General features: G+C 45.6%; 27 protein-coding genes and 2 pseudogenes. 15 read left to right on the top strand and 14 right to left on the bottom strand.

What is annotated here, in order from left to right:
* Positions 1-63: 63 nt before the first annotated feature.
* Entirely contained in the window at positions 64-519 is a 456-nt protein-coding gene (locus tag PspS35_RS24520) for a hypothetical protein (protein WP_159937139.1), read from the bottom strand.
* Between the two features lie 396 nt (positions 520-915).
* Between PspS35_RS24520 and PspS35_RS24515 the strand changes: the two genes are divergently transcribed.
* Complete coding sequence (locus PspS35_RS24515; protein WP_268934839.1) at positions 916-1,584, top strand: OmpW family outer membrane protein; 669 nt, start codon at positions 916-918, stop codon at positions 1,582-1,584.
* 61 nt (positions 1,585-1,645) lie between these two features.
* On the top strand, positions 1,646-2,803 hold the full coding sequence (locus tag PspS35_RS24510; RefSeq protein ID WP_159937137.1) for a GGDEF domain-containing protein: 1,158 nt from the start codon (positions 1,646-1,648) through the stop codon (positions 2,801-2,803).
* Positions 2,804-3,302: 499 nt separating this feature from the next.
* Here PspS35_RS24510 and PspS35_RS24505 read toward each other — a convergent pair.
* Positions 3,303-3,451 (bottom strand): annotated as a pseudogene (locus PspS35_RS24505) (efflux transporter periplasmic adaptor subunit); the annotation flags it as partial.
* Positions 3,452-3,506: 55 nt separating this feature from the next.
* On the opposite strand from PspS35_RS24505, the gene PspS35_RS24500 reads away from it, so the two are divergent.
* The 8 genes and pseudogenes from PspS35_RS24500 (at position 3,507) to PspS35_RS24465 (ending at position 10,557) form a co-directional block, all read left to right on the top strand.
* Positions 3,507-5,135 (top strand): methyl-accepting chemotaxis protein, encoded by a 1,629-nt coding sequence (locus tag PspS35_RS24500; protein ID WP_159937136.1) that lies wholly within the window; start codon positions 3,507-3,509, stop codon positions 5,133-5,135.
* A gap of 163 nt (positions 5,136-5,298) precedes the next feature.
* The gene (locus tag PspS35_RS24495; RefSeq protein WP_159937135.1) at positions 5,299-6,615 is read left to right on the top strand and encodes a PAS domain-containing methyl-accepting chemotaxis protein; all 1,317 of its coding nucleotides are present in this window, start codon (positions 5,299-5,301) and stop codon (positions 6,613-6,615) included.
* Between the two features lie 200 nt (positions 6,616-6,815).
* Positions 6,816-7,188 (top strand): annotated as a pseudogene (locus PspS35_RS24490) (histone-like nucleoid-structuring protein, MvaT/MvaU family).
* Between the two features lie 533 nt (positions 7,189-7,721).
* Complete coding sequence (locus PspS35_RS24485; RefSeq protein WP_159937134.1) at positions 7,722-7,964, top strand: hypothetical protein; 243 nt, start codon at positions 7,722-7,724, stop codon at positions 7,962-7,964.
* Positions 7,965-7,980: 16 nt separating this feature from the next.
* The gene (locus PspS35_RS24480) at positions 7,981-8,673 is read left to right on the top strand and encodes an SOS response-associated peptidase family protein (protein WP_159937133.1); all 693 of its coding nucleotides are present in this window, start codon (positions 7,981-7,983) and stop codon (positions 8,671-8,673) included.
* A gap of 71 nt (positions 8,674-8,744) precedes the next feature.
* Entirely contained in the window at positions 8,745-9,308 is a 564-nt protein-coding gene (locus tag PspS35_RS24475; RefSeq protein WP_159937132.1) for a hypothetical protein, read from the top strand.
* Between the two features lie 86 nt (positions 9,309-9,394).
* Entirely contained in the window at positions 9,395-9,715 is a 321-nt protein-coding gene (locus tag PspS35_RS24470) for a hypothetical protein (RefSeq protein ID WP_159937131.1), read from the top strand.
* Between the two features lie 56 nt (positions 9,716-9,771).
* The gene (locus PspS35_RS24465) at positions 9,772-10,557 is read left to right on the top strand and encodes a hypothetical protein (protein ID WP_159937130.1); all 786 of its coding nucleotides are present in this window, start codon (positions 9,772-9,774) and stop codon (positions 10,555-10,557) included.
* An 83-nt stretch (positions 10,558-10,640) separates the two neighbouring features.
* On the opposite strand, the gene PspS35_RS24460 is transcribed toward PspS35_RS24465, so the two are convergent.
* Positions 10,641-10,922: an addiction module antidote protein gene (locus tag PspS35_RS24460; RefSeq protein ID WP_159937129.1), complete on the bottom strand. Its 282-nt coding sequence runs from the start codon at positions 10,920-10,922 to the stop codon at positions 10,641-10,643.
* Positions 10,919-11,227, bottom strand: a complete 309-nt coding sequence (locus tag PspS35_RS24455; protein WP_056788882.1) for a type II toxin-antitoxin system RelE/ParE family toxin — start codon at positions 11,225-11,227, stop codon at positions 10,919-10,921. Before PspS35_RS24455 ends, PspS35_RS24460 begins: the two co-directional genes overlap by 4 nt.
* Before the next feature lie 95 nt (positions 11,228-11,322).
* Here PspS35_RS24455 and PspS35_RS24450 point away from each other — a divergent pair, with 95 nt between their 5' ends.
* A complete protein-coding gene (locus PspS35_RS24450; protein ID WP_159937128.1) occupies positions 11,323-12,174 on the top strand; it encodes a hypothetical protein in 852 nt (283 codons plus the stop codon).
* 55 nt (positions 12,175-12,229) lie between these two features.
* On the opposite strand, the gene PspS35_RS24445 is transcribed toward PspS35_RS24450, so the two are convergent.
* From PspS35_RS24445 to PspS35_RS24420, 6 genes are all read right to left on the bottom strand, one after another.
* Positions 12,230-12,982 carry a hypothetical protein gene (locus tag PspS35_RS24445; RefSeq protein WP_159937127.1) on the bottom strand — a complete coding sequence of 251 codons (753 nt, stop codon included), beginning with the start codon at positions 12,980-12,982 and terminating at the stop codon, positions 12,230-12,232.
* Complete coding sequence (locus tag PspS35_RS24440; protein WP_159937126.1) at positions 12,982-13,503, bottom strand: hypothetical protein; 522 nt, start codon at positions 13,501-13,503, stop codon at positions 12,982-12,984. The genes PspS35_RS24445 and PspS35_RS24440 overlap by 1 nt, the downstream gene beginning before the upstream one ends.
* 10 nt (positions 13,504-13,513) lie before the next feature.
* Positions 13,514-13,948, bottom strand: coding sequence for a hypothetical protein (locus tag PspS35_RS24435; protein WP_057021762.1), 435 nt, complete (start codon positions 13,946-13,948; stop codon positions 13,514-13,516).
* Between the two features lie 67 nt (positions 13,949-14,015).
* Positions 14,016-15,086: a hypothetical protein gene (locus tag PspS35_RS24430; protein ID WP_159937125.1), complete on the bottom strand. Its 1,071-nt coding sequence runs from the start codon at positions 15,084-15,086 to the stop codon at positions 14,016-14,018.
* Position 15,087: 1 nt separating this feature from the next.
* A complete protein-coding gene (locus PspS35_RS24425) occupies positions 15,088-15,708 on the bottom strand; it encodes a HEPN domain-containing protein (RefSeq protein WP_159937124.1) in 621 nt (206 codons plus the stop codon).
* Positions 15,709-15,777: 69 nt separating this feature from the next.
* The gene (locus PspS35_RS24420; RefSeq protein WP_108538251.1) at positions 15,778-16,467 is read right to left on the bottom strand and encodes a hypothetical protein; all 690 of its coding nucleotides are present in this window, start codon (positions 16,465-16,467) and stop codon (positions 15,778-15,780) included.
* 142 nt (positions 16,468-16,609) lie between these two features.
* Here PspS35_RS24420 and PspS35_RS24415 point away from each other — a divergent pair, with 142 nt between their 5' ends.
* From PspS35_RS24415 to PspS35_RS24405, 3 genes are all read left to right on the top strand, one after another.
* The gene (locus PspS35_RS24415; RefSeq protein ID WP_159937123.1) at positions 16,610-18,070 is read left to right on the top strand and encodes a hypothetical protein; all 1,461 of its coding nucleotides are present in this window, start codon (positions 16,610-16,612) and stop codon (positions 18,068-18,070) included.
* A gap of 91 nt (positions 18,071-18,161) precedes the next feature.
* Positions 18,162-19,499 carry a hypothetical protein gene (locus PspS35_RS24410; protein ID WP_159937122.1) on the top strand — a complete coding sequence of 446 codons (1,338 nt, stop codon included), beginning with the start codon at positions 18,162-18,164 and terminating at the stop codon, positions 19,497-19,499.
* Positions 19,496-20,218, top strand: coding sequence for a hypothetical protein (locus tag PspS35_RS24405; protein WP_159937121.1), 723 nt, complete (start codon positions 19,496-19,498; stop codon positions 20,216-20,218). The genes PspS35_RS24410 and PspS35_RS24405 overlap by 4 nt, the downstream gene beginning before the upstream one ends.
* On the opposite strand, the gene PspS35_RS24400 is transcribed toward PspS35_RS24405, so the two are convergent.
* The 3 genes from PspS35_RS24400 to PspS35_RS24390 form a co-directional block, all read right to left on the bottom strand.
* Positions 20,215-20,811: a hypothetical protein gene (locus PspS35_RS24400; RefSeq protein ID WP_159937120.1), complete on the bottom strand. Its 597-nt coding sequence runs from the start codon at positions 20,809-20,811 to the stop codon at positions 20,215-20,217. The genes PspS35_RS24405 and PspS35_RS24400 overlap by 4 nt on opposite strands.
* Positions 20,808-21,746 (bottom strand): hypothetical protein, encoded by a 939-nt coding sequence (locus PspS35_RS24395; RefSeq protein WP_159937119.1) that lies wholly within the window; start codon positions 21,744-21,746, stop codon positions 20,808-20,810. Before PspS35_RS24395 ends, PspS35_RS24400 begins: the two co-directional genes overlap by 4 nt.
* A gap of 308 nt (positions 21,747-22,054) precedes the next feature.
* Positions 22,055-22,804 (bottom strand): hypothetical protein, encoded by a 750-nt coding sequence (locus PspS35_RS24390; RefSeq protein ID WP_133244082.1) that lies wholly within the window; start codon positions 22,802-22,804, stop codon positions 22,055-22,057.
* 82 nt (positions 22,805-22,886) lie between these two features.
* On the opposite strand from PspS35_RS24390, the gene PspS35_RS30140 reads away from it, so the two are divergent.
* Positions 22,887-23,552: a hypothetical protein gene (locus PspS35_RS30140; protein WP_159937118.1), complete on the top strand. Its 666-nt coding sequence runs from the start codon at positions 22,887-22,889 to the stop codon at positions 23,550-23,552.
* A gap of 33 nt (positions 23,553-23,585) precedes the next feature.
* Here PspS35_RS30140 and PspS35_RS24380 read toward each other — a convergent pair whose 3' ends face one another.
* Entirely contained in the window at positions 23,586-24,356 is a 771-nt protein-coding gene (locus PspS35_RS24380; protein WP_159937117.1) for a hypothetical protein, read from the bottom strand.
* Between the last annotated feature and the right edge of the window lie 88 nt (positions 24,357-24,444).

Below are 24,444 nucleotides of genomic sequence, written 5' to 3'. Positions count from 1 at the left end.
GGGTAAATATGAAATCTTATAGTGTTTCTATTCAGGCATGTTTGAGGCCCACGTTACCAGTAACTATTTTTTATATGTTTTCGCCTCAAAAAGTTTGTCACTGAAATGCTCTAGAGTGTGGATGCATTCCACTAGTACTTCCCGATACTTCTGATAGGCCTTGAACACTTCCGGGTCGGAAATGATAGGGTTCGCTCCGGCGGCGTCAGTCAAGATTACGTTGAGATCCTGGAGCGTTGAACTCAACCTAGTTCGCACTGCACTCTTAAGCTCAGATAGCGAAAATACCAGATTTAGCATTTCTTTTTCGAGGATGACGGCTGGTATTGATATAGGCTGAGTGGAGGTTTTAGCGTCACCTGCGCCAGTAGCGTTGGCAACAGCCTTGCTTGCGCGCAGAAAGTTTTCCTCGATTACATGCACAGAGGCCATTATAGCGTTGGAATTTTGTATGACTCCATTCGTGAGTCTTTCACAGCTGGTCATAGCAGCGAGATAGTAAGCTTCAAGCTTAAACATGTATTAGCTCTCAATGATAGGGTAGGTGAAGCACTATATTTGCCCTTCTCCGCAAAGTGGTGATCTTAAGGTAAAATTTCTTGCGCATTTCTTGAAACCTGCGTTTTTTTTGGAGACTTAGTTATGGAGTGATGTATTATTGCCACTATGGGCCGTCATAGTTGCGACACTTCACTAGCAGCCACTCCCGCGGCGTCGACGGTCTGCTTTGAGTGGAAAGTAGCCGGCCATGGCCGGCCGATTTCGGCCCAAAAAAGACATTTGATCTAGGGTAGCGATCGCCAGAGCATGAAGCTCGCGGTCGTTCATGTATTCGGCATTATGACCTAAGCGCGCTATTGACCGGCCGACCAATGTTCGCTCGCTTATTGGCGTCACTATATAGGTGATAACGGAATGATTCTTAGACACCTTCAATGCACGTGGAGTACTGTATCATTTGCGAGTCTGATGACTTTTAGTGCTTCAGTTTTCGCTTATGAAGACGTGCAAAGTAAAATACAAGCAGGAATTAATGACCGATGGTTGTTAAGAGTAATGGCACTGGAGATCATACCCGTTGAACTCGCGTCGGAAATTTCCACAATCGGTGGTAATCTGGAAACTCCACGAACGCGACAGATTGGTATAGACCTCAGTTACTCTGTCACAGAGAATTGGGTGGTTGAATTCCAAGGCGGACCATTCGATCGTGAATATCGAATTAAGGGATCTCGAATAGGGGATTTCAAGGTTGGTTCCATTTCCCAAATTGCGTTATCAATGTCGTTGCAGTATCACTTTTATCCAAATGCTCAATGGAGCCCTTATGTGGGCTTAGGCCTAAATCATACTTGGACGCGTGATGTAAAACCGGCTGCCGGAATTCCGAAATTCGAAGTGCGTGAAATTACCAGTGGGATAATGAGCACTGGGCTTGATTACCGTCTGAGTCGATATTGGACGTTGAGCACCAGTCTGCGTTATGTAATAAGTCCAAAATATGAATTCCAGGGTCAGGGATTTAACTCAACCGTTTCGATGAATACGCTGGTCGTAGGGGGAGGAGTAGGGTACCGATTCTGATCCACTTTCAATCCGATTACTCATTGTCGATATGCATAAATCTGGATTCAAAGGATGAACCATGCTCTCAATTGAAACGCTCTACTTTACCAGTACAATCAGTCGCGTAACTATTCTTTTTATTTTTGGGGTTTTGCTAATAAGCCAGCCCCGGGATCGCTATCTTTGGCACTGGTGCGTCGCTTTAATGTGCTCAGGTATAGGCGCATTCATTGATGGGCCCTACGGTGAGGTGGTCAAGCCATCGTTGGTGCTCCAACAGCTCGCTATGACTGTGTTCGTGATCAGTCTTCTAGCCTCATGGACTGGCTTGCGGCTCTTTTATGGGCGGTCAGCACATTTTTCCTGGTGGGTTATTAGCCCTACCCCCAGCATAATTTACATACTTGGTATTCATTTCGGCGCACCCGCTGAAGTGATGATGCCTTTTTTGTATCTAGCTGCCGCGCTGCTGGCCTCCTTCCCATTTTATGAAATACTCGCCTCGCCTGACCGACGTATTATTTCCCAGTATGTGGTGGCTTTGGCCTTCGCGGTTTATACGTTCATATTGACGATTTCCGGCGTCCTAATACTAATGGGTAAACTCGCTGCGGACGCTAAAAGCAGTGCTGTCATGTCCATGACTTTCGACCAGATCGCAAGCATACTGATTTATTTTGGCTACATCGCTATGGCTGGCGAGCGAGCTGCTCTGCACCTCCACCGTCAAGCCGAAACCGACACTCTGACCGGGCTAACTAATCGCCGAGGAGGGAGTCGGATGCTCGAGCGATTGCATACTGAAACTGCTGAAAAACGCCAATACAGTGTTTTGATTGCCGATATAGATCATTTCAAACACGTCAACGACACGTACGGCCATGAGTCGGGCGACACCGTGTTGAAGTCGCTGGCAGAGCGCCTGACAAAGGTGATGCGCAAAAGCGACGGCGTTATACGCTGGGGCGGAGAAGAGTTTTTGATCGTGTTGCCCCACACCTTGATCAATGAAGCGGAAATTTTGGCCGAACGCCTAAGGCAGCAGGTAGCTGCAGAGCCCTTCATTTTGATAGTGCGAAATATAGACGTCACGCTCAGCTTGGGTATTGCTATGTACCAGGAAGGTGATTCGACATTCGCCGACACTATTGCGCGGGCAGACAAAGCGCTCTACCAAGCCAAACAGCAGGGTAGAAATCGTGTAGCGGTCAGCAGTAACACAGAGAGTGATATCTAACATTAACATTACACTTAATCTTAAGCATACGCATTGGCGGTGCCGCAATGGCTGGAAAGTTTGGTCCGCAGACTATCTAGGCGCAGCTTCCGGATATGCCGTAGGCTGGAAGAATTTATTCCAGCTTCTTTTAGAAGCCAGTGCAATTCGAATTTTTCATGACCACATCAGTAAGTCTTTCACAGCTGGTCATAGCAGCGAGACAGTAGCCTCAAGCCGAAACAGGTAATAGCTCTCAATACCGCAGTTGCATCGAACTACATTTTTTTCCGTATAGTCGGGGCGTTAAGGAACATTTCTTGCGCTTTTCTTAAATCCTGCGTTTTTTTTGAAGTTCTATCTAGCGAGTGATGTAGCATTGCCACTCTGGACCGCTCTAGGCTTTCTCCATGGTAGTTATGACTGGACGTCCGGATAACCAATCTACTTTATCCCCGAATGCAAACCTGGGTGCTATCAGCTTCGTATTAGTTTGAGTATGGAGAAGGACGTTTTTCAAGACCCAGAACGAGTTTACGTCGACCACCGCCATCTTCGCCTCGCCGATGCGCGCGTAATCGCCGCAATGCAGGTTGAGGTTGGTGATATATCCATACACGGCTGCCAGTGATGGGTGCGCCGCAGGTTGCATTCGGCCGCTTCCGGTCGACCTAAAAAACCCTAAGCGCCCTTGCGCTTACCCTAACGTCGCACAGAGGTTCTTATGTTTCTTAGGCGGTTGAAAATTGCTAGACGCACCTTGGCCTGTTTTACGGTTATGGTGTTTCTTATTTTAGGGCTCGGTTTTTTCAGTTTGAAACAGATGTACGAAATTCGTGAGGCAGGTTTGGAAATCGAGAACCATTCCCTACCCGGTATTGCGCTAGGAGATGACATAAATTTAGCTTTTGCCGACACCCGCTATTCAGTGATGAAAATGCTATCGACACGCAACCCTGACGAATCGGCCAGCGAACGCGACGAGCTCAACCTACGCATCGATAAGTTTTTCCAATCGCTGAAGCAGTATAGATCTGTCATCCAGTCCAGCCGCGAGCAAGAGCTCGTAGATGCTATAGCGAAGGACTTCGCGGTATACCGTGATTATGCTGCTGAATTCTCTTCGCTTGTAGCAGGGGGCCAATTAGATCGAAGCAGAACGTTGGCATGGACCGACATGGCGGAAGTTGCGAAACCAATCATCGCTGACCTTGAGGAATTGGAGAAGCTGAACGACGGTTCAAAAGACACGTCCATCACTAGAGCCAGTACTGCTTATGACTCTGCCCAGCGCGTGTGCTACATCATCATGGGGTTGTCTGTAGTGATTACTCTTCTTTTGGCTTGGCGTTTAACTGCTAGCCTCTCTGGCCCAATTGGCCAGGCTTTAGCGGTATCTGAAACTATCGCATCCGGCGATCTGAGGGGCTCGACAGTGGACCAGTCCGGCAGAGATGAGGCAGCTCTGCTTCTGCAGTCGATGGTCAGAATGCGAGATAATCTTCGCAGCATCCTGGGTCACGTCGACGCGACTGCAGACCAGCTTGCCACTGCTACTGAGCAAATGTCGGCACTCATGCGCAGCAGCAATAGTGATCTGTTAGTGCAGAACAATGAAATTGAAATGGCTGCCACGGCAGTCACTGAAATGAGCGCAGCTGTAGAGGAGGTTACCCGCAACGCAGTGTCGACTTCCGAAGAATCAAAAGCTTCGGCGCAATCAGCCCGGATTGGGCAGGAAGAGCTGAGGATGACGGTGACGTCGATTAAAGATCTGACGGACAATGTGGCCGAAGCATCCAATGAGGCACGACAACTGGCTGTCAAAGCATCTGAGATAACCAAGGTGCTGGAAGTCATCCGTTCCATATCAGAGCAAACCAATCTTCTTGCACTGAATGCTGCCATTGAGGCTGCGCGAGCAGGCGAGGCCGGTCGCGGATTTGCCGTGGTGGCAGACGAAGTGCGTGGACTGGCGCATCGCACCAGTGATTCCACGCGCGAGATCGAAAGTATGATCGGACATGTGCAAAAAGGTAGCCAAGACACAGTCGCCGCATTGGCACGCAGTGGCACACAGGCCGAACGTACCAAGGAACAGGCCGAGTCGGCCAGCGCAGCACTTTCATCCATTGCCGCTTCAGCACTTGCCATAGATGAGCGCAATACCTCGATTGCCAGTGCCTGTGAAGAGCAGACGCAGGTTGCTCGTGAAGTGGACCGAAGCTTGGTTCGAATTAGAGATTTGTCTTCACTATCGGCGGTACGCGCCGAACAAACGGACAGCTCCGGGCAGGGGCTCGCCGATCTTGCTAACGGATTAAACGACCGCCTTAAACAGTTTAAGTTATAGAGGTAGAAACTCTGTGGGGGCAAAGCGTACAACCCTAAACGTAAGTCCGGCCAAGAGCTTCCAGCGTTGTAAACGGTTAGCGTAGTCTGCGCAATGTCCGATAAACCATGGCCTTTCAGGCTGATAGAGAAAACAACTTGCATTAATCTGCAACGGTGCCGCTATGTTCAATTCCCATTTGAAGAAGATAATCCAGGCGCAACACGATGAACTGGCAACACTGCGGCAACTGCACGCGGGAATGGATAAGGTAATGCTCTCCATCACCTTGGATCCAGAATTTCGCATAGTCGCCAGCAACGCACTGTTCAGTCAGACCTTGGGCTACGACGCCGAAGCCTTAAGCGGCCGTCTCATGAGGGAGATCGTCCCGGTCGACGAGACTCAAGTGCCGTGCTCGCGCAATTTTCGCTCCGCCGTGGCCAGCGGTGATCCGGTAAGTGGGACCTACCGCTTCCTGCACAGCGACGGCCGCTTATTCTGGTTGAGGATCGTATGGCAACCGATCCGGGACGTGGACGGCAGGCTGAGTCATATCCAGGGATATGCCAGCGATGTCACCGATAGTACTGAAAGTGGCAGGGAGAACGAGGCGATCATCAAAGCCCTGCTACGGTCCACGGCGGTCATCGAGTTTGACTTGAGCGGGTATGTATTGACCGCAAATGATCAATTTCTGCGCGGTATGGGTTATGCCTTAGGGCAAATCAAGGGCAAGCACCACAGCAAGTTCTGCACAGCTCAGGAATCTGCATCCAGCCGATATAAGGAGTTCTGGGCAGCCCTTAATCGTGGTGAATTCGTCGCCAGTCGTTTAAAGCGCGTTGACAGCAACGGCCGAGAGGTCTGGCTCGAAGCCACCTACAACCCGGTGTATGACGCCGAGGGCAACCTCTACAAGGTAGTGAAATTCGCCACAGTGGTCACGGATCAGGTCGAGCGCGAGAACGAGGTGAGCGCCGCAGCAGGCATTGCTTTTGAAATCTCCCAAAAGACTGACCTCAGTGCTCAGCGCGGCGCCGCAGTGGTTCAAGACACAGTGGAGACCATGCGAAAGATTTCAGAAGAAATGCAAGCAGCCTCGGGCGGCATCGAAGCTCTGGGCAAGCAATCGCTGCTGATCAGCTCTATCGTGCAGACCATAGGCGGCATTGCTCAGCAAACCAACCTGCTGGCCCTCAACGCGGCCATAGAGGCCGCGCGCGCTGGCGAGCAGGGTAGGGGTTTCGCAGTGGTGGCCGACGAAGTTCGCCAACTAGCCTGGCGTACCAGTACGGCAACTGAGGAAATCGTTAGCGTGGTCCAGCAGAACCAGGCGTTGGTAGACGAAGCGGTGCGCAGTGTTACCAGCAGCAGGGGCCAGGCCGAGCAGGGCCTAAGCCTTGCCAATGAGGCAGGTTCGGTGATTGTCGAGATCCAAGATGGCGCACGGCAAGTCGTCGGCGCAGTGAGTCGGTTCGCCAATCAGCTAAGTAATTGAGCCGCTCGGTTGCAATGAGTCGCTTCTGGTTTGTCAGGCACCCATCGCGTGAACGGCTACTTGTTACCGATTGCTGGGCGACGGCGAAAACATCGGGTGCTGGTCCGACTTTAGAGGAAGCGCTACCCGGCCTGGCCTCATTATTGGGCGTAGGTCGGTGTGGTGCTACTAGTTGAGAACATCTTATTTAGGAGATGCATATGTCCAAATTGGCAGAGTTCGTGAATTAGAAAGTATCTGGCCGAACAACTGGCAGCTTTGGAGTCAATGAAATGTGACTCCGGACTGCAACGCGAAATCGAATTCGAGCGAAAGCTGCGCGGGTTGCTGGGTGAGTATAGCTATAGCTTGCGTAATATTATCGCTCTCCTCGATCAAAATGCTGCGAGTCGTCAGGCTCCAGTTGGTATTTCTGCTCCGGCAAAAGGCACGCGCCGCGCGCGTCAAACAAAGCAATACCATAATCCACACACAGGCGAAGTCATCAAAACAAAAGGTGGCAATCACACGCAGCTTAAACAATGGAAAACCGAGCACGGCACCGATGTGGTTGAGTCTTGGCTCAAGACATGACCGCATAAACCACTCGTGTAAACAGGCCCTGTGGTGCCTTCTTTGTTAGAAGTGTTATGGCTAGTGGCGGCTAATCGAGTGATTTGACGTGATGATCTCCTCTGGAACGTGTAGTACGAGTGTTGCCTACTTCAAGAATCAAGTGCCACTCAAATTCCTTGCCTGCTGACTCATGTCTCTTGCGATTTTTCCCGCTAGATTTTTGCTGAGCCTCGTGCCAGCTACTACCGTAAGCGTGAGCAAATTCCTGATGACAGAGCTGATGGTGTTGGCGTCTTAACTATCACTAGCTCCACGGTAGGAGTCCTTGGAAAGTGGGCTGCTGACCGTCAGTTGGACGCCGTAATCTGGACTGACTTGCCTCCACGATTTGAAGATGTTGAAGGTTTGATACCCTCTCTCGATGATGTGCTTTCGTACCTGATCTCCTTGGATGGAAAGACGTTGGAACACGCCAAGGCGTATATGGAAAACGTTCCTGAACAGATCGATACGCCCTACCGGCGAGAGATCAAAAAGCTCGGGTGGGACTGATGAGCAAGGACAGCAAGACATTGCTCGTTGGGATCTTCGATCAGCTTCGTGTGTTACGTGCAACGGTCGCTGAATTGGAATCTGTTGCTGAGATCGAGGTTGATGCTCTCCGGGGCAGGCAGACTGTCGATGTGGATGACTCAATTCACCTGTCATTCATGAAGCTTCAAGACCAGATAGGCGAGATGGAAGAAACCCTAGCAACGATTGCTGAAGCCACAGGCGAGATTCCCAAGCTGTGATTGAAGGAGAAGGTTTATGTGTGGTCGATTCGTGATGTTCAGAAGCCTTGATGAGTATGTGCAGGAACTCGACCCCCAAGGTGATCTGTTCGCCAAGGTGGATAAGACGCCCATTGGCCGATACAACATCGCTCCCAGCACTGACGTTCCTGTCATTCACGCCGAGCCTGACGGCCCGCAGATCTCGCCCGTGCATTGGGGTTGGAAGCGCGAGGTGTCTTGGCCGAAGCCGAAGGTTGTACAGCCGATCAATGCCAGAATCGAAACCATAGCGCGAGGCCGGTTCTATAAAACTCTTTTCCCTGACCATCGTGCGCTGATCCCAGCGGACGGCTGGTATGAATGGGTCAAGATACCTGGTGATGAGAAGAAGCAACCGTTCTTCATCAGGTTGAAGACTCGCAAGCCTATGTTCTTCGCTGGACTGGCCCAGGTAGAGCCAGGTCCTTTACCTGATGAGCCACCGGGCTTTTTAATCATTACTGCCGATGCAGCCGGGGGCATGGTAGACGTTCATGACCGTAGGCCAGTGGTTCTTTCTCCCGAGCTTGCGCGGGAATGGCTTTCCCCAGGTCTGACGAAGGATCGGGCAAAGGAAATCGCCCGCGACCTTGGCGAACCTGCAGAAGATTTTGAGTGGTATCCCGTCTCAAAAGACGTTGGCAATGTGAAGAATAAAGGCGAGTATCTGATTAAGTCGATTACATGAACAAGTAGAGATAGGCTGTGTAGCAAAAAACAGTGAAGCCTAGGTGATTGAAGCATAAAAGGAATTTTCAGATGAATCTTAAATTCAATTCACCTGTGGAAAAAGCCGCTTTGGATTTTGCCTATATTTTGATGGTGAAGTCCGCAACCTATCCAGTCTATATTAATACCAATAATACGCACATGGAGCCTGATGGTTCGCTGTTATTCCGGGCGCTGAACATTGAAACTCTCGAAAGCGAAAATCTATACCACTCAATGATGCACTATGAGCGTCTCGGTAAATTAGATTTTTTCAATATAGGCGAAGTGCTTACCGAAAAAGCACAGAAGAAAATGGTTCAGCTTTGCCAGAAGCGGTCCTGCCTACCTCATTCATTTACCTTTGTTGAGCTAATGGCTCAGATCGATGTGTTTAGCAGTATTGAAGAAAATACGGCAAAAGATGAAGCTGAATTTGTTAAGTATAATCTTGAGATTAACTTTTCTGAATGCTTCCAAACCGATGAGTGTCGATTTATAGCCTATAACACTTCCTACGACCGTGAGCTTACCAGCGGTTATAAAATGGTAGAGGAAGGGTTTCAACGATTAGCATTCGATCTAACCTTGCTAATTGGTGTTGTTAAAGACTGAATTATTTTTAAGTAAAAAATCCTTAACGGTGATTTTTGCTTTTTCCGTTTGGTATAATTTGACTCATAAACAAAACTATATTTACCATGAGTAAAATTAAATTCAAATCTGATGAAGAATATCTAACGCATTTTGAAGGGTTGATTGACTCTTTAAGGCATATAGCCCGTGAATACGGTTATTGCGCATTTGGCTTATCTTACAAAGACTATTCAGGGAAAACTGTAATTTCTCTAGACTACTATGATGTAAAACTAGATTCAGTGGTTAGCTGGGATGTGGTCAAAGACGTAGGAATCGCTGTGAGAAGGTTCAAGGACAAAGAGGTGCAGATGTTTCGCGGAGAAACGGTAATAACTCATAAACAAATAAAATATTTAAAAGAAATTGAATTGTCAGCCTCCTAAATGGTGGTTTGGTTTTATCAAATGGTATAATTGTTTGTATAACTATTTATCCATTTATGACTAAAAGAAAAGCTACAAAAAATAAAGGTGCGTTACCTGAAAGTTCTCAGCCAGTTGCTGAAATGCAAAATGACGATCTAGATTTTTCATTCCTTATTGAAGAAGATCCAATAGACGCAAAGAATAATAAGGATGACTGCATTGATTCAAATGATGATTTTGCTATAAACGGTCTTGAATATGACTGGTTAGAAAATTCAGTTAAAGAATATACTAAATTGAAAACAGAATTTTTTAGCTCATATTCTGAATCAGTAAGAGAAGAATTGGTAGAGGTAATTGCTAGTATCCGAAGGATCAAAGCTGAAAATTATGGTTATCAATTTGAGGTTAAGAAGGATCGGGTTTTAGGGTACTCTGAATATATATATGCTAAGTCCTTTTATGTTCCTTGTTTTCTTTTGAGGCTGCTTGAAGAATATGGATTTGAAGCAGAAGTTTCAGAGCTGGAAATCAAAGAGCCTGATAAAAATGTCACTTCGGATGTTATTAGGTTTCGTAAAGATCTGATTTTATCAAGAAAGGATGGTTCGTTTGTTTTTGCTTGCTGCTTTAGAAGGTCGCTGAAAAACTTTTTAGATATTTCTATAAGCTATGGGCACCTCCCATGGAGGTTTCCGGCATTCATAGAGGGTCTGTATAATGATAATTCGTGTAACAATAATTTGATAAAGTGCGATGAGGAATCCATTCGTACTCTAGATGTTGCTGAAGTTTCTCTTTTAAGTTATGAGAGGCTAAATAATAAAATATACGAGGATTGTAAAATTAGGTATAAATAACAATCTTATATTAAAAAATAAGCCTCCTTTTAGGAGGTTTTATATTTACTCATGCTCCCGGTCAGTCCGGGAGGGTATCGAGCCTAAACGTGCTGTGCCGTCAGCTTCACCCCTAATGCATTCACGAGCTTCAACACTGTGTCATACCGGGGCTTTGCACCTGGTGCCAACGCTTTGTACAGGCTCTCACGGTTCATGCCTGCATCACGGGCCAACTGCGACATACCACGGGCCTTGGCAACTTCTTGCAAGGCGCGAAGGAACACGTCAGGGTTTGGGTCTTCCAAAGAAATGGTCAGGAATTGAGCAATCTCGTCCTCGTTGGTGAGGTATTGGGATGCATCAAATGCTTTGAGTTCTCTCATTTTACGTCTCCTTGCTCGATCTCATCGAGGATGGATTTGGCAAGCTTGATGTCTCGTTTCTGTGATGACTTATTGCCGCCACACAGTAGCAGGTAAACGACCTCGCCACGGCGCGTGTAGTACACACGGTATCCCGGCCCGACGAAGATCCGCATTTCGCTTATGCCTTCGCCCACCGGCTCACAGTCACCAAAATTACCCGCCTCTGCACTCAAGATCCGAGAAACGATCCGTAGACGTGCCTGTACGTCTTTCAGACCTTTCAGCCAGTTATCAAATTCATGCGTAGTGATGATTGTGTTCATGAACCAAGTGTAGCCGAACGGCTACACCTGTAGCAACATAATTGATCAGAAATTGATCAACGAAAAATGGATGGTAAGCGAGTGTTGATGGCAATGTGCTTCCTGCTCATGGCGGTTCCAGCTTATTATCAGCGAAATTAACAAAGCCCATGGATGAGAAAATGTCTGCAAGGTTGAATGTCCTTATCAAACCCCTTTCTTTTACGTTGATTACCATTTTGCTCAGTGGTTGTGGTGCTGACGAAGTTGACTTTAAAGAGTTACAAAGCGTCAAAGGTATTTATTACAAAGTTAACAGTAAGGAGCCGTTTTCTGGTATCGCTAATAACGTTCCTCTTTATAATTCACCTGTGAATTACGGCAGCTGTCGGACCGAAATCAAGGAAGGTCTGAGAGATGGGACTGAATCGTGTGCGTATAGAGATGGAAAAAAATACAATGAGACGCAGTTCTTAAAGGGTAATAAACAAGGTGCTGAGAAACGTTGGTTGGAGGACGGTTTCCAATACGCAGATCTTCATTGGGTAAATGGAAAACCTGATGGATTGAATAAGATGTGGGATGAAAAGAAACAGCCCCTGTCGGAAGTTCAGCTCACAAATGGACAGAAATCGGGTGTTGAAAAACTTTGGCGAGATGGTGTATTGGAATATGACCTGGTATGGGAAAACGGTAAGCAATCTGGTAAATACTATTACAACGGTTATTATTCCATCATTACCAACGGTGTGCGAGCGCCTTTACTAAAAGTTGGCACTGATGAGCCCTATATAGAAAAGTCTGAAAATCGGCAGATTAAGAATGATAACCACGTCATAAACCCAGCAGAATGCGTCGCTCAGAAAGTGAGAGAGGTGAATGAAGAATTAGATGAGACTGGAGTGCAGACTCCTGTTTCTCAAGATATGCTGGAAGAATTTAAGGCTGATTGTGGCTCATCAGAATAAATAACGCCGGTTGTCTGCGTCAGCTTTCGGCGTGCCGGGAGCTGATTCAAACCCTTTAAGCATTTCGTTTGCACATCATATCTTCCAGCTCGTTCTTCCTTTCATTGAGGGCCTGGAGAGCCTGTACAGCCTCATGAGTCACCTTGTCGTGTGTCATGGACAAAACCATAGCAGTGGCTAATCCCATCTCTATGCAAGTAAATAGGCCGCATTCGTACCCATAATTTTTAACCCCATATAAGCCAACATTCTCTATCAGAGTCATACCCTGTTCATCATCAGTGATTCTAGTGTGAAGAGTCACGGTCTTGGCGTTGGGGTGTGCGCCAAAGTCGATGGTGCTTTCGTATAGCGCATACATCCAGGCACCCAGTACAGGGTCATGCTCATCCACGAGTTTTTGAGCGTCTTTCATAGGTTTATTGAAAGCGTTTTTGCAGGCTTTGAAGTCCTCTGGTGAGCTGTTACGACCTAACCATATGTCACACAAGGAATCGTTCTTCGACATCAGCAGTGCGTAACAAGCGGTTTCCAGTGCCGTGCGTAGAATGGGGAAAATCCCTGAAACGTGGCCTGTCAGGCCAATGCGAAACCCGGTCATCAAAAGAAAACGGGCGTTGATGCGCAATAGGTGGATTATCTGATTATCGATCTCGACGTTCGGGCCGCTCACATGCTGATTCAGGAACGAATCGAGGTCGTCCATCATGCTCAGGAACGGAGAGCCAGCTTCAAGGATCTCGTCTAGGTTTTCGGTTCCGGCAGTGAGGTAAGCACGGAAGGAATCATCACCATTGCTTCTGATCATCAGACCACCTCGTCCGGCTTGGACCTACGCAATTCAGCTTGGTATTTCTCAACCTCGACTTCAATCCGTTCTATGGTCCAACCGTTCTCTATCCACAAGGGTTCAAGGATGGCTGTGAGTGCTGTATCTGTCTCATGGAACAACTCAATGTCATCGTTTAGTCCGGTGACAATTTCGTCAAAACCACCCGCGTAAAGCACGTCCATGTTTTCACGGAAAAAAGTATGGGCGAGGTAGTTGCGGCGCTTGTTGGATCTGCGAATCAGGTCATCAAAGGCTTGCGGTACGGTCATCACTTGTCTCAAGGAATGGACCAGCGCGCCAAACGTCTTGGAGAAATTGCCGTCAAAAAACTCTTCGTATTCAGTGTCAGTCCATTCGGATTTTTTACTAGGTAAAAAGTCCAGGAAGAAGATGGCGTTCACTATCCCATGCTCAAGCACCTGGGCCATGTGCATGGCTGCACCGTAGAAAGCGCAGACCTCTTTGAACTGGAGGGCTTGAGGGTCAATTTCATCCATGCTGACGTTCCTAATTGAACCGTTTTAGAAATTCGTTAAGGTCACGTTCTGGACGTACACCTTTGACGCTAACCAACATCAAAACTCCGATTAATCGAGCCTCCGAAGTGGCGATTTCAGCATCCCCAAATTCTCTCCTTACGACCGGCAAAGCATGCTCCAACCACCCATTCAGAATCTCTATAGGATCTTCCTTCATGCATCCGACGTCGAGTTCGCGTTTCTCGGTCGGGGTGATGGCTCCGAATTCCTCTGCAAGGTGGAAGGTTTGAAGGATCAACGCTCGCGCCATCCCGTGATTTTCAGGCATCTGACTGTTGGAAAATAATGCAAACCAATTCGGAAAGTGCATCCGTGTGAGCTTATTGAATTTGTCAGTTTTGGACTTTACCAAGACAACAAAAATGATAATTCCGGCCACGATTGCGCCGATCAAATATTCCATTAAAACCTCTTATATATCCGTGTAGTGCGGCGTATTTTACTTGATGGTAAATGGTATGCTTTTCGCGCTATCGAAAAATATCCTCGTCCATTATGCCGTTGAATAAACTGCCTTGGTAACGCTCTGCATAGACCAGTGTTGTAACGTACCGATCAGCGCTATGCGTTCCGTTCAGCTCAAGAGGGTGGGCACCATCAGTTGCAAAAATGTTGCTCGGGTCGTGGTCCTGGATATCGTCCTCGGAAACCTTTCTGTACACAGGCTGGTAGATCGTCCCATGGTCGGCCCGCAGGTAGTACGTTGGGTGCTTCGTTTCCTTGTCGAGAAGGATTGCACCAGCAGTGAGTCGAGCGGGGCCGTTTACCGTGCGAACCTTGCCATCTGATAGTTTGTAGGTGCCATTTCGTGTGTGAAGCTCCATCACAAAGTCACCCATCGACCGAAGCGGCTTGCTGACAGGTATGCCCTTGCTCGTGATGTAAACAAGGAAAGCATCAGACAGGGTTTCTGATGACAGCGAGCTACCATCAATGAACTCAACAACTCCACCGGCCAACGCCCGTTCAAGGTCAGTGGCTGCTACCAGTAGTGGTTTTAAAGAATGGTCAGCGGCTTTTGCACGATCCAGAAGGTGCAGCATGTTCAGATCGTCCTGTCCCGAGGGAACGCTATCGGTACGTTGGACCAAGAATGACTCTTTAAAAATGCCCTGCCAGCTATCCAAGCACTCGTTTTTGGAATCCCAGATAACAAGCTGGTCCTCCAATTGCAGAGGTAAGCACGTTGAGCGGAGTGCCTCGATGAGCATGAGCAAAGGCGCGAAATAATCACCGTCCTTTTCTCGGAAGCGAACAATCAGCCCTTCATCTTTACCCGCGATCATGCCATCCAATGACCACTGACCGATTTCAGCCGTTTGGCCCGTCCAAACCATTAGAGATATTTCGGAATGCTTGGGGATGCCGTGTGCATCAAGCTTGATCAACGCGTTCACTTCCTCCTGGTTAAGATCACAGGGAGGCGGTTGGCTCAAAGATTTTTGGCGCGGAGTTTTCTCAAGACTGTTGATGATTTTTTCATAGTCGTCTTCCCCTGTGGAGAAGCCACGGGACTCACAGAACTCTTCCCACTCGCTCATTTTATTTGGCCTTGACTGGGTAGCGATGATCGAACAGGGCGGTGTAGCTCTTGTAGAGAGCGTCGTACCGCTCCCAAGACGTTGCCCCAGTCGGTGAGTAGGTCTTGATGTTGATGGTCGTGCCCTTAATCACTGTCTTGCCTTTGTACAGAACGGTGTTGGTCATCTCGTAGTAGTCGATCAGCTTTTCGTCAGTCGCATTCACTGGCACGGGATAGCGTCCTGCCCAAACAACGCTGTGCTGGTAAAAATTCAGGATCTTCTTCTGCGAAGGGTTTCTCTTCACACCAAGCAAATGAGCCAATAGGTTCAAGTCGTGATGCTCTGGTGGGGTAGTTCCTTGGCTAACAAGCGCCGCCTTCATCGCAACTTCCAGCGATAGCCCGCAGAGCATGTGGTAGACGTGGGAACAGGCAAGGTGCATGTCGAACCCTTCACCTAACCCAAGCTCCATAGCAGCATCGCGGCCACGCCCGTGTGACATGGAAAGCCAAATGGCACCTGCAGAGGCATGAAGATCATTGGCACGATTCCGCCAATGATTTTGATGGCTCTTGTCGTCTACCAGTGTGGGACGTTGGTGGTGCTGATAAACCTCATACTCCGGGAAATCTTCTTCCATGTGAGTCCCTAATGACAGACGAAAAAAAGCCCCGATAGGCCGGGGCTTCATGCTAGCAGTTTGGAACCATCAAGCGATGGTGTACCCATCGAAAGCGGTTTTTTCAGTGATAGCTTTAGCGATGTTTGGTCGATTAGCTGGAATCTCTGAGCCGTCTATAAGTTTGATTGTTGCCGGATCGAGTATTTCCTTGCCCGCCTCATTCTTGACGATCTTAAAGCCCAAGAAGGTGAATACTTGTTCGTCTTGTGTCAGGTTCGCAGCAGCACGGCCCCAGCGGGTGAATAGCTTTTCAGACTTACCGTTGTGCGTCACGGTGTGGAATGTCGGCTTGTCGGATTGGTCTTTCTCGCTAGTTTTGCGAGTGCCCTTTGTTTTGCCACCGGCGTTCTTCAACGCTACGTGTGTGCCTTTGATGACTTCAAGCGAAATATCATAGGCCAAGGCTTTGAATTCGTCCTGGAAAGCCAACAGAACGCGTTCAAAAGAAGTGCTTTTCTTCAATTCTGCCAAGGACTTGAGGTTGGCTTTTTCTGCATCTTTCAGCTTTTTCAATTCTTCAAAAAGCTTAACCAGCTTTTCGTCATCGCCCGATGATGCTGCTGTGGCAATTTGAGCGTGGATGTCAGTCAAGGCTGATGAAGTCGTGACAGACAGCAGGTGCTTCAAAACCTTTGCGCCCAGCTCTTTCGCAGGAGCTGCGTGAAGATCAGCAGCAATGGCGGTTTCATATTCAGTTTGAGATGCTTTGTCAGTCATTCACTCATTCCTTGCGTGCGTGTTGGTAGTTTTAAAAAAACATCACCTGAAGCTACTCGATGAAAAAAAGGTTGTCAATTCGTTTGGCGGTGTTTGAAAAAATATAAATGATATAATTGTTCATATAACTAACAAATCTAATATGAAGTATTCAAAAGAAGAAGAAAGGCAGGCACAGGCAAAAAGAGATCAAGCAGTTCAAATAGATAAGGCAAAGCAAATCCAAGATATTGATGACATGCTTGTCAAGAAAGGTGTTGCTCAGAAGTTACCAGAACCAATCGCTACACAGCAAGGCATAATAAGCGGGGGAGTGAATGTTAAACGCGCAGTTCCTTTAACAAAGCTGTCTAATGAAGAGGAAGAAGAACAGCTACCAGTGGATGAATTCGTTTCTGCTCTACTGAAAATAGGTAAAAAATACGATAGAAAAATAATGCAGAAGAAAGACGACATTCATGATGGCGTAGACCTTTTCTTCATCAAAGTTGGGCAAGAACGCGCTATTGATGTGAGCGTAAAGCATGGTGGTGATATACGATTCACTGAGGGCGATTTGAATTGTCAGATGAATCAAGACATTATAAGATCGGTAGCTCCATTTAAGTTTCATCAGCCAGACACGGTGCTTGAGGTGTGGGTAGATGATTCTAAAAAGACTGCAGAAGCAATTGCTGCGCAAGAGCAGTTCATTAAGAATACTATTGGCACATTGGTAGACTCTGGCGTTAGTCTCGACCGTATTATCCTAAAAAACGAGCAATTCAACTCTATTCTTGAAAAGTACAAAACAGACGCACAGGCAGCTAATCCAGAAGATCCCGCTGTAGCTGGTGTTAATGTCGTGAGTCAAAACAAGCCTGTTGAAAAGCCAGTTGAACCTACAACCGCCGTAGCTGAACATTCGCCAAAGGAAGTTCAAACAAAAGATGAGATTCCTGCGAAGCAGAATGTAACCGATACTCCATCTGATGAGGTGAAAACTAGAATCGAAGAGATTTTTATTGGTGAGGGATTGTTCAGAAGGGGAGACACTATTTTGGATATGTTCAATAGGCGTGCAGAGATAGAAAGAACTGAAGGATTAAAAATTCAATTATCGACAGATGGAAGCACCTGGAACGTCACAAAAATAGGTGATGGTCAAAGAATTCCAGATAAAAAATTCCAGTTCGACACTTCTAAAATGCCTGAAAAGGATGAGTTTAAAAGGGTCTTCAATTCTCTTGAAGGGCAAGGCATGCTTGCGATAATCAGAGCAGGGAAAAATGTAGCGAAATTCACAAATCAAAAAGAATACCTAAAGGGACAAGGTATAGACATTTCATTCACTAGTGATTATCAAGACGTAGTGGTTTCAAGATTTATAAATGGTGCTACTGAAAAAGAGTCTTTCCCTTTGAATAGTATTGTTGTTGATGGGTCAAGGTTAGGTGCTGGGTTGTATAGTGCATTGAATAATATTTCAAGTGCTGATAATCAATTCAAAGAACCACCTGTTAGCAGTCCACGCAATGCAGCTAATGCTGATGCATTGTTTGACGCTAATCCACAGAGTGTAGAAGAGAAGCAAACCAATCGAAGGAACAAACCTTCGATGTAAAAAATAAGAGAACCTACGGGTTCTTTTTTTTTTGCGCATAATTTGTTGCCTGTGAAATGGTATAATTAAAGCATTAACAAACAAATCTAAAATGAAGTTTATAGATAAAATTAAAGAGGTATTTGGTGGGAAGAAAGACACTGGATTCACAGAGGATACAGTGGATGTTGTTCAGTCCTTTCAAGATGCAGATGACAAACCTAATATTCTCCAAGACCTTCCTGAAAACAAGGAGGAATATAGTGATGATATTTTGCAACAGTTTGCAGACGATGCCAAAACATTCAGCATGGGTAGTAACAGCCAAACAAATTACGATTTGACTGAATATGACGGTTCTTTCAAAGAGAAAGTGATAGCGACGATTAACCTGAAAAGAATTCCCGCCTCTGAGCTTGTACAAGAACCGGAACAAGATCTTGTAGAAGCGAAAGACTATTTAGCTGAACTAAAAGTGCTGTTGGCGAAGTATAACCTTTCTATTCTTCAGCTTTCGAACACCAAAATAAAAATAGCCGATGAGCGTAATATGCCAATTTTTGATTTGAATAGAACGGGCTCCATAAATTTCTACTCAAATATAAATGCGCCCTGGGTTAAAGAGATAGCTAGGTTTGAGGCTAGACATAATTATGCTGATACGAAAAAACCAGTTGAGTTATCGACAGATGCTAAGTTAGTGAGTAGGACCGAACGAGAAAAGTTTTTTGTTGATGTTATTAAGACGTTGCATGAAGAGGGAATAGACCATAAAAGAATTGTCATTCTTGATAAAGATTTCAGATACCTAATGGATGAGTTAAAGCCCAAAGTTGAGCCAGTCAAAGTTGACATTGAATCTAATAACAATGCAGCTCCAGTGAATTCACAAGCGCCTCCTTTAACTGGTGGGGTTAAACCTATTACTGCACAAGAAGCTTTAGAGCAACGTACATTGAGGATGTTAAAGGTTTGCGGTGGAGATTTAGAGTATTTAGAAAGTAAAAGTGAAATGTTTGCGGGTGTGCACAATTTAGAAATTACGTTCAGCAAGGATGGTGAGCATGTTACCGGTTCGACGGTGGATAAAAAGCTTTCTGCAACATTCCTTACCAAAACGGTGGAAAAAGGGGAGAGGTATATTCAAGAGCTGAAAATGGGTGAAGAGCAAAGAATTGAAAAATCTATCAGAAACGTAGTCTTAGCTAGTAATGGGAATCTCTCAACTTTTGAAGAGCATGCAAAAAAAGCAAGTGCTGATATGTCGATTTCAGATGATTCAAAGAATGTTGTCGGTAAAAAGGTAAAAGATGGAAAGACGCACGAGGTATCACTTGAACTGGGTAAAATCATTGGAGGTAAAACCCTCTCAGAAATGCACAAGCTTGAAAAGAATGAGCAAGACGACCACACGGTGCGGGAGGCAGTTAAAAGGGGGTACAAACCATGATTTCGATGAAGTGGCTGTTCTCCTTCTTCGTACCTAACCAAGCTCAAAGGCCAAGAAGCAAGGAGGCTTCCAAAGCAGCTGATGAGCTGGTGGCGAAGCCTGAACTCCTCAATAGATGTCGAGAACGTTTGATCAGCACCATGATTCGGTCGTCTCGGTCTTTGACGCTTGTGGTGCCTGATACCGCCGAAGGGTCCACAGCCCCGGCCAACGGGTTGGGTTCTGTACTACTGACGGGTAAGGGCTTCTGCGTACTGGACGTGCGTACACAGTCTGCAGAGATTGCGCTTTCCCTGATTCGGGATGTGCATCATGAATTTGGTATAGGTGCCAGCAACGAAGGTCAGATCATTCTCTCCCTGGTAGCTGATGAAGCTGTAACGCCAAAAGGGGGCCTTGTAAGGCTCATCACTGACGTAATCCACGCTGCGTGCATCGATCTGCCTGACTCGGTACTGGAAGCTGGGCGTGAGGATGTGGAAGGTCAGGTTTATGCTGTGATTGCGCGTAAGCTTGCTTCGACGCTAGGGCAGTACTTCGCTGACAATCAGCGCATCCCGTTAGCTGTAGCTCGTCATGAAGCCTTGAAAGCACCTCACCTGGTGGGTGACGAAGACTTGAAAAGCTTTTTGGATAAGAAACTACAGAAGAATGCAGATGTTCTATTCGATGAACTTTACATCTTTGATACGACAAGCACCTACAGGAAAGGCGATTAAAGGTCGCCCTGCAAATCTGTAAATATCTCGGCTAGCACTGATTTGTTCGTTGGAAATTTTAGGCAGATTGTTAGGATTTCCATGGGTTGTCTGTATTCCCATTTGACCTTTGAATAACCCATCTTGAAAATAATCCTATCCAGCTCGAATAGATTTTCTACATAGTGAGTGTTGATCTTGTTGTTTTCGAATTGGGTGTACTTAAAAATACTATAATAGTCATCCATGTGTTTTACGAATGCCTTTACCTCTTCATTGCACATCTTCCATTCGGGTGAGCCGGGTCTGATTTTTGTGTAAGTTCTAATCATGCTCGTGACGAACATTAAAGAAGCACAGGTTTCGATTGGTTGTTTAAGAAAATTGCTTGTGATGATTTGGTCGAAAGCCGTGCAATATTTATCCAGCGGTGCGCCTAGTTTCTTCTTAAAACCGGCATACGATTTATCTTCTGGTGGCGGGTCAGAGTTGAAAATTTGATCTAGGATGTCAACGTTCGGATTGGGAATGTCTTTTTCATCATCACCATTTATTCCCGTATCTAGGTTTGCCATCATTTGATTTATTGCGTCTTCATCATATTCGTCTGTCATAATAGTCTCGCTATATTTGTTGGTATTGAAAGGATTTTCATAAGTGTTCGTTGAGGTTTGGTAGCCTCTAGAAAGGCTCTGTATGACTTGGCTTTTTTATTCAGATACGTTTCATTGTATCTAGCGAAAAGGTGCCCATACCTTTTCAGAAAAGGTTCATAAGTGATTAGCATGTCTTTATGAAGTGAGGGGTGTTCCGTCATATAGTCTGTTGGATATCTAAGCCATTCCGGTTTATTCACGTAATGGGTAAAGTATCGTGCATAATTTTTCTTTAGCAAAAAAGCGATGTATTCATTAATGCTGTTTGGTCGAGCGTTTTCAGCCCACTCATAAAATTGGCATAATTGAAAAGCATCAAAGGCCAGCCAGTTTTCTTCATTCGTAGTGAAGTTGTTTAATGATTCTTCGTTTTGAATCTGTGCCCAGTCATGTCTGATTCGGAATCTATGATCCGTACAACGGCTATTAGCTCTGTAGCCACTGACGTTCAAAGCGTCCGTAGGAAAAGCGTATAGAGTCTTTATGAAACCTTTCAGGTCTTTCTCATAGAACCACTTCAAACGAAAAACGAGAGGTTTGTTAGCCAATCGTTGCGAGTAATCGTCAAAGATAAGCGCACTGATTAGGTCATTTCGCGTTGGGCAGTTAGAAAAGAAAAGCAGAAATTCAATTTCTTTGTTGTACTTGTAGAGGATAAAAGGATTACTCAGCTCTGTGTAATTTTTGGCACTATTGATTTCGTCAAGTGTATTGGGCTTTGGATCGAAGTCGAAAGTCTTGCTGTAAAGCAATTCGTTCAAATCATTGATCGGAATCTCTCGACCTTTAGTTAGGCTGGCTTTAAACATAGTGGCATTGTTTGTTTTTTCTTCTCTAATTATACCATTTGATAGCGCCGAAATTTTACTTATAGGATAAAGATAATCAGGCATTAAGCCTGACGATTTTTTCTTTTGTAAATGAATAGGTAGGAGAGGGTGATTGGTAAGGCAATGTAAGCAATTGAGCCACACATAACTTGAGTGACATTTGATCGAGAAATTGCCTCTAGCCAATTGATGAAGCTGAAATTGCCCATCGAATGGCTCATAAATATTGAACAAAATATTAGGATGACAAAGCTTAGTATTATGAATTTAACGAGGCGTTCTATTTTAAAGTAAGTTTTGTATACTTCAGTTGTAGATAATTTTGAATTTTGCATAATTGTTCAGTTTGTTTTTATAGATTATACCATTTGTTAGGATGATTCTTTGATGAAGATGTTGCAAAAATATGCAATATCTTTGAGGTTTGATTTTGGATAGTGAGCAAACACCTGGCAAGTGGCCGCATCCACTGCGACCATGCAATGCAATTCCCCTAATGGGTTTTCAATTGCAACGTAAAGCTTATGTGTTCGTGTTTCTATATCTTGGGTTAAATCTGCGAATGCTTCGGCTCCGCTTGGAATGTATTTGATGACCGGGGCTTCAAGGTCTTTTATTATTGAGCGTAAACCTTGAAGAAGATCTGTTTGGCTAATCTTGATGGCCGTTTCTGAAGGGCTCCTGTACGGCATGAATTTCCTATACGCTTTACTGTAGTCTTCGTTAGTAAAAGAATCCCAAGTGTCGTAATTCACCACAACCTTGAAAAAGCGGCAAAGGTGTAGCTTCAAATAATCTTCATTAGCTTTTTTGGATTTACCATTATGTGTAATGTCGAATTCAAAGCAGCAGTGGTGTTCGTGTTCGATGCGTATAGCATCTGGTGCTGTAATACTGATGTGTCGTTCTAGTAGCAAGTCTCTTGTGAAATGCACCTGAATCTTTGTAGTGAAGCGTTTTCTTTGGGCCGTGTATATCATCAACTCACTGGTATTTGTTTGATGAAGTTTCGCCAGGGCTTGAATTAGGTTTTGATTGATTGATGGCTTTCCGTTTGCTGTGAAGTCTTGAAATGTTAGTTTTAGTTGAGGATTTAATACGTGGATGTTTGAATTCGTCATGTGCGGGAAATTATTTATTTAACGTATTATACCATTTGAGCTAATCGCATTTGCTATAATGACAAAAACAACTGTGTAAAATATGAACGAATTAAACTTTAACGAACCGCCAGTGCAGATTGATTTACCAGATCTATTCGGAACAGAAAAAACAAAAGAGAACGTCGCGGGAAGAACTGACTCACTGATCCAAGCGTTAAGCTCGATAACTGAACATCGTGGCTTGAATGCATCACTTGCCGCGATCAAGCTCCCAGCACCAGCACCAGCACCAGCACCAGCACCAGCACCAGCACCAGCACCAGCACCAGCACCAGCGCCCATCGTAGCGTCTGAAGTAGCCTCTGTTGAGCCTTCGCAAGGCATCGAGGATGATGAGTGGCCTGTCGTTGTGCCTGACGTGATTGTGCCCCTTGGTGTGAGCGAATCGTATGAGCGTCTAGGCATCGTCCAGGTAGAGGAAGAAGTAAGCTTAGACGTAGCTATAGCAACGCCAGCGGCAGAGAAGGGCGGTTCCCTGGCTGATTACAAACGCTGGGCACTTGAGTACAAGAAAGAAGAAGAAGCGCTTTTGCGTGATGCTTTTAAAACTGCACGGATATTAGTCAGCTACGATTTTGACCCAACCTCATCAGAATTCGACTATCTTGAAAATGTGCTTAAAATGGCTCTTATCAAGCGTGGAGTTTACAATGAATGTAGATATGAAATTTCCAAGCGCCTGTTTGATCAATTCATTAGCGAGTGAGCAATGAATTAGAAAAGCCCCAGATGGGGCTTTTTATATGTCCAGACCTAACAGCTTTCCAGAAGCTAGGACTACAGCTACAGTGTGCGGGAAATCAATAATTAGGCCAGCGGCAATTATTTGAGTTAAAACACGTCCAACCCCATGCCTGCTTGAACCTTTAGAAATTTGGTTCAGTTCATTAATGCCAATAATAAAGTATATGACACCCAAGGCTTGTAGGGCGCTTATTACAATTTTTAACTGGCTTTCGATACCTCCGGCATTCTGTGAGTCAATCATGCTTTTGGCTTTCTCATAAGTTGGTCCAGTTATTTGTGCTGATGCTAGACTCCAACATGCGTCTTTGTTTTTACCAACCCTTATATCATCCAAAGCTTCGGCATTCGTGATAAAGCAACCCCCTTTTGATTCAGGGTTTAATGTATATACAACGACGTCAATGATGGACGTGATATTAAGCAGTAAAACGCCAATTAGAAATCCTATCATTGCTTTTCGCACCAGCTTTGGTTTGTCATGTCCGCCTACTTCTGTAGATAGACGCATATCCATGAAAGCATTTAGGACAAGAACTACTCCAATCAAAACTGAAGCCTTTACAGCAACCCAAGTTATTATTGATATAAGGTCTAGATATGCGTCTCCATTAGCACTATCTGCCCACTCGTCATAGCCTTCATCATTGTCATCAACCCCAACGAATCCGCTTGAATGTTCTGATGTTGATTCACCTGTAATCGGTTCTGCGTAGCTGAGAGGTACTGTCGTTACCGTAATGGCTAGGACGGCTGAAAAAATCATTAGCCATCTTTTTATTGTTTTCATTGTTTAGAAGGTTTGTTTCTCAAATTATACCATTTTGAAATGCTATAATAGGTACAAACAAACA

It is taken from the genome of Pseudomonas sp. S35 (assembly GCF_009866765.1).
Taxonomy (GTDB): Bacteria; Pseudomonadota; Gammaproteobacteria; order Pseudomonadales; family Pseudomonadaceae; genus Aquipseudomonas.
The sequence above is the reverse complement of the archived record's forward strand: the minus strand, read 5'-3'. Positions and strand labels throughout refer to the sequence as shown.

Bases quoted from the DNA above. Each gene is read 5' to 3' on its own strand.
- PspS35_RS24520 (WP_159937139.1), bottom strand. From the start codon at position 519: ATGTTTAAGCTTGAAGCTTACTATCTCGCTGCTATGACCAGCTGTGAA.
- PspS35_RS24515 (WP_268934839.1), top strand. From the start codon at position 916: ATGATTCTTAGACACCTTCAATGCACGTGGAGTACTGTATCATTTGCG.
- PspS35_RS24510 (WP_159937137.1), top strand. From the start codon at position 1,646: ATGCTCTCAATTGAAACGCTCTACTTTACCAGTACAATCAGTCGCGTA.
- PspS35_RS24500 (WP_159937136.1), top strand. From the start codon at position 3,507: ATGTTTCTTAGGCGGTTGAAAATTGCTAGACGCACCTTGGCCTGTTTT.
- PspS35_RS24495 (WP_159937135.1), top strand. From the start codon at position 5,299: ATGTTCAATTCCCATTTGAAGAAGATAATCCAGGCGCAACACGATGAA.
- PspS35_RS24485 (WP_159937134.1), top strand. From the start codon at position 7,722: ATGAGCAAGGACAGCAAGACATTGCTCGTTGGGATCTTCGATCAGCTT.
- PspS35_RS24480 (WP_159937133.1), top strand. From the start codon at position 7,981: ATGTGTGGTCGATTCGTGATGTTCAGAAGCCTTGATGAGTATGTGCAG.
- PspS35_RS24475 (WP_159937132.1), top strand. From the start codon at position 8,745: ATGAATCTTAAATTCAATTCACCTGTGGAAAAAGCCGCTTTGGATTTT.
- PspS35_RS24470 (WP_159937131.1), top strand. From the start codon at position 9,395: ATGAGTAAAATTAAATTCAAATCTGATGAAGAATATCTAACGCATTTT.
- PspS35_RS24465 (WP_159937130.1), top strand. From the start codon at position 9,772: ATGACTAAAAGAAAAGCTACAAAAAATAAAGGTGCGTTACCTGAAAGT.
- PspS35_RS24460 (WP_159937129.1), bottom strand. From the start codon at position 10,922: ATGAGAGAACTCAAAGCATTTGATGCATCCCAATACCTCACCAACGAG.
- PspS35_RS24455 (WP_056788882.1), bottom strand. From the start codon at position 11,227: ATGAACACAATCATCACTACGCATGAATTTGATAACTGGCTGAAAGGT.
- PspS35_RS24445 (WP_159937127.1), bottom strand. From the start codon at position 12,982: ATGATCAGAAGCAATGGTGATGATTCCTTCCGTGCTTACCTCACTGCC.
- PspS35_RS24440 (WP_159937126.1), bottom strand. From the start codon at position 13,503: ATGGATGAAATTGACCCTCAAGCCCTCCAGTTCAAAGAGGTCTGCGCT.
- PspS35_RS24435 (WP_057021762.1), bottom strand. From the start codon at position 13,948: ATGGAATATTTGATCGGCGCAATCGTGGCCGGAATTATCATTTTTGTT.
- PspS35_RS24430 (WP_159937125.1), bottom strand. From the start codon at position 15,086: ATGAGCGAGTGGGAAGAGTTCTGTGAGTCCCGTGGCTTCTCCACAGGG.
- PspS35_RS24425 (WP_159937124.1), bottom strand. From the start codon at position 15,708: ATGGAAGAAGATTTCCCGGAGTATGAGGTTTATCAGCACCACCAACGT.
- PspS35_RS24420 (WP_108538251.1), bottom strand. From the start codon at position 16,467: ATGACTGACAAAGCATCTCAAACTGAATATGAAACCGCCATTGCTGCT.
- PspS35_RS24415 (WP_159937123.1), top strand. From the start codon at position 16,610: ATGAAGTATTCAAAAGAAGAAGAAAGGCAGGCACAGGCAAAAAGAGAT.
- PspS35_RS24410 (WP_159937122.1), top strand. From the start codon at position 18,162: ATGAAGTTTATAGATAAAATTAAAGAGGTATTTGGTGGGAAGAAAGAC.
- PspS35_RS24405 (WP_159937121.1), top strand. From the start codon at position 19,496: ATGATTTCGATGAAGTGGCTGTTCTCCTTCTTCGTACCTAACCAAGCT.
- PspS35_RS24400 (WP_159937120.1), bottom strand. From the start codon at position 20,811: ATGACAGACGAATATGATGAAGACGCAATAAATCAAATGATGGCAAAC.
- PspS35_RS24395 (WP_159937119.1), bottom strand. From the start codon at position 21,746: ATGCCTGATTATCTTTATCCTATAAGTAAAATTTCGGCGCTATCAAAT.
- PspS35_RS24390 (WP_133244082.1), bottom strand. From the start codon at position 22,804: ATGACGAATTCAAACATCCACGTATTAAATCCTCAACTAAAACTAACA.
- PspS35_RS30140 (WP_159937118.1), top strand. From the start codon at position 22,887: ATGAACGAATTAAACTTTAACGAACCGCCAGTGCAGATTGATTTACCA.
- PspS35_RS24380 (WP_159937117.1), bottom strand. From the start codon at position 24,356: ATGATTTTTTCAGCCGTCCTAGCCATTACGGTAACGACAGTACCTCTC.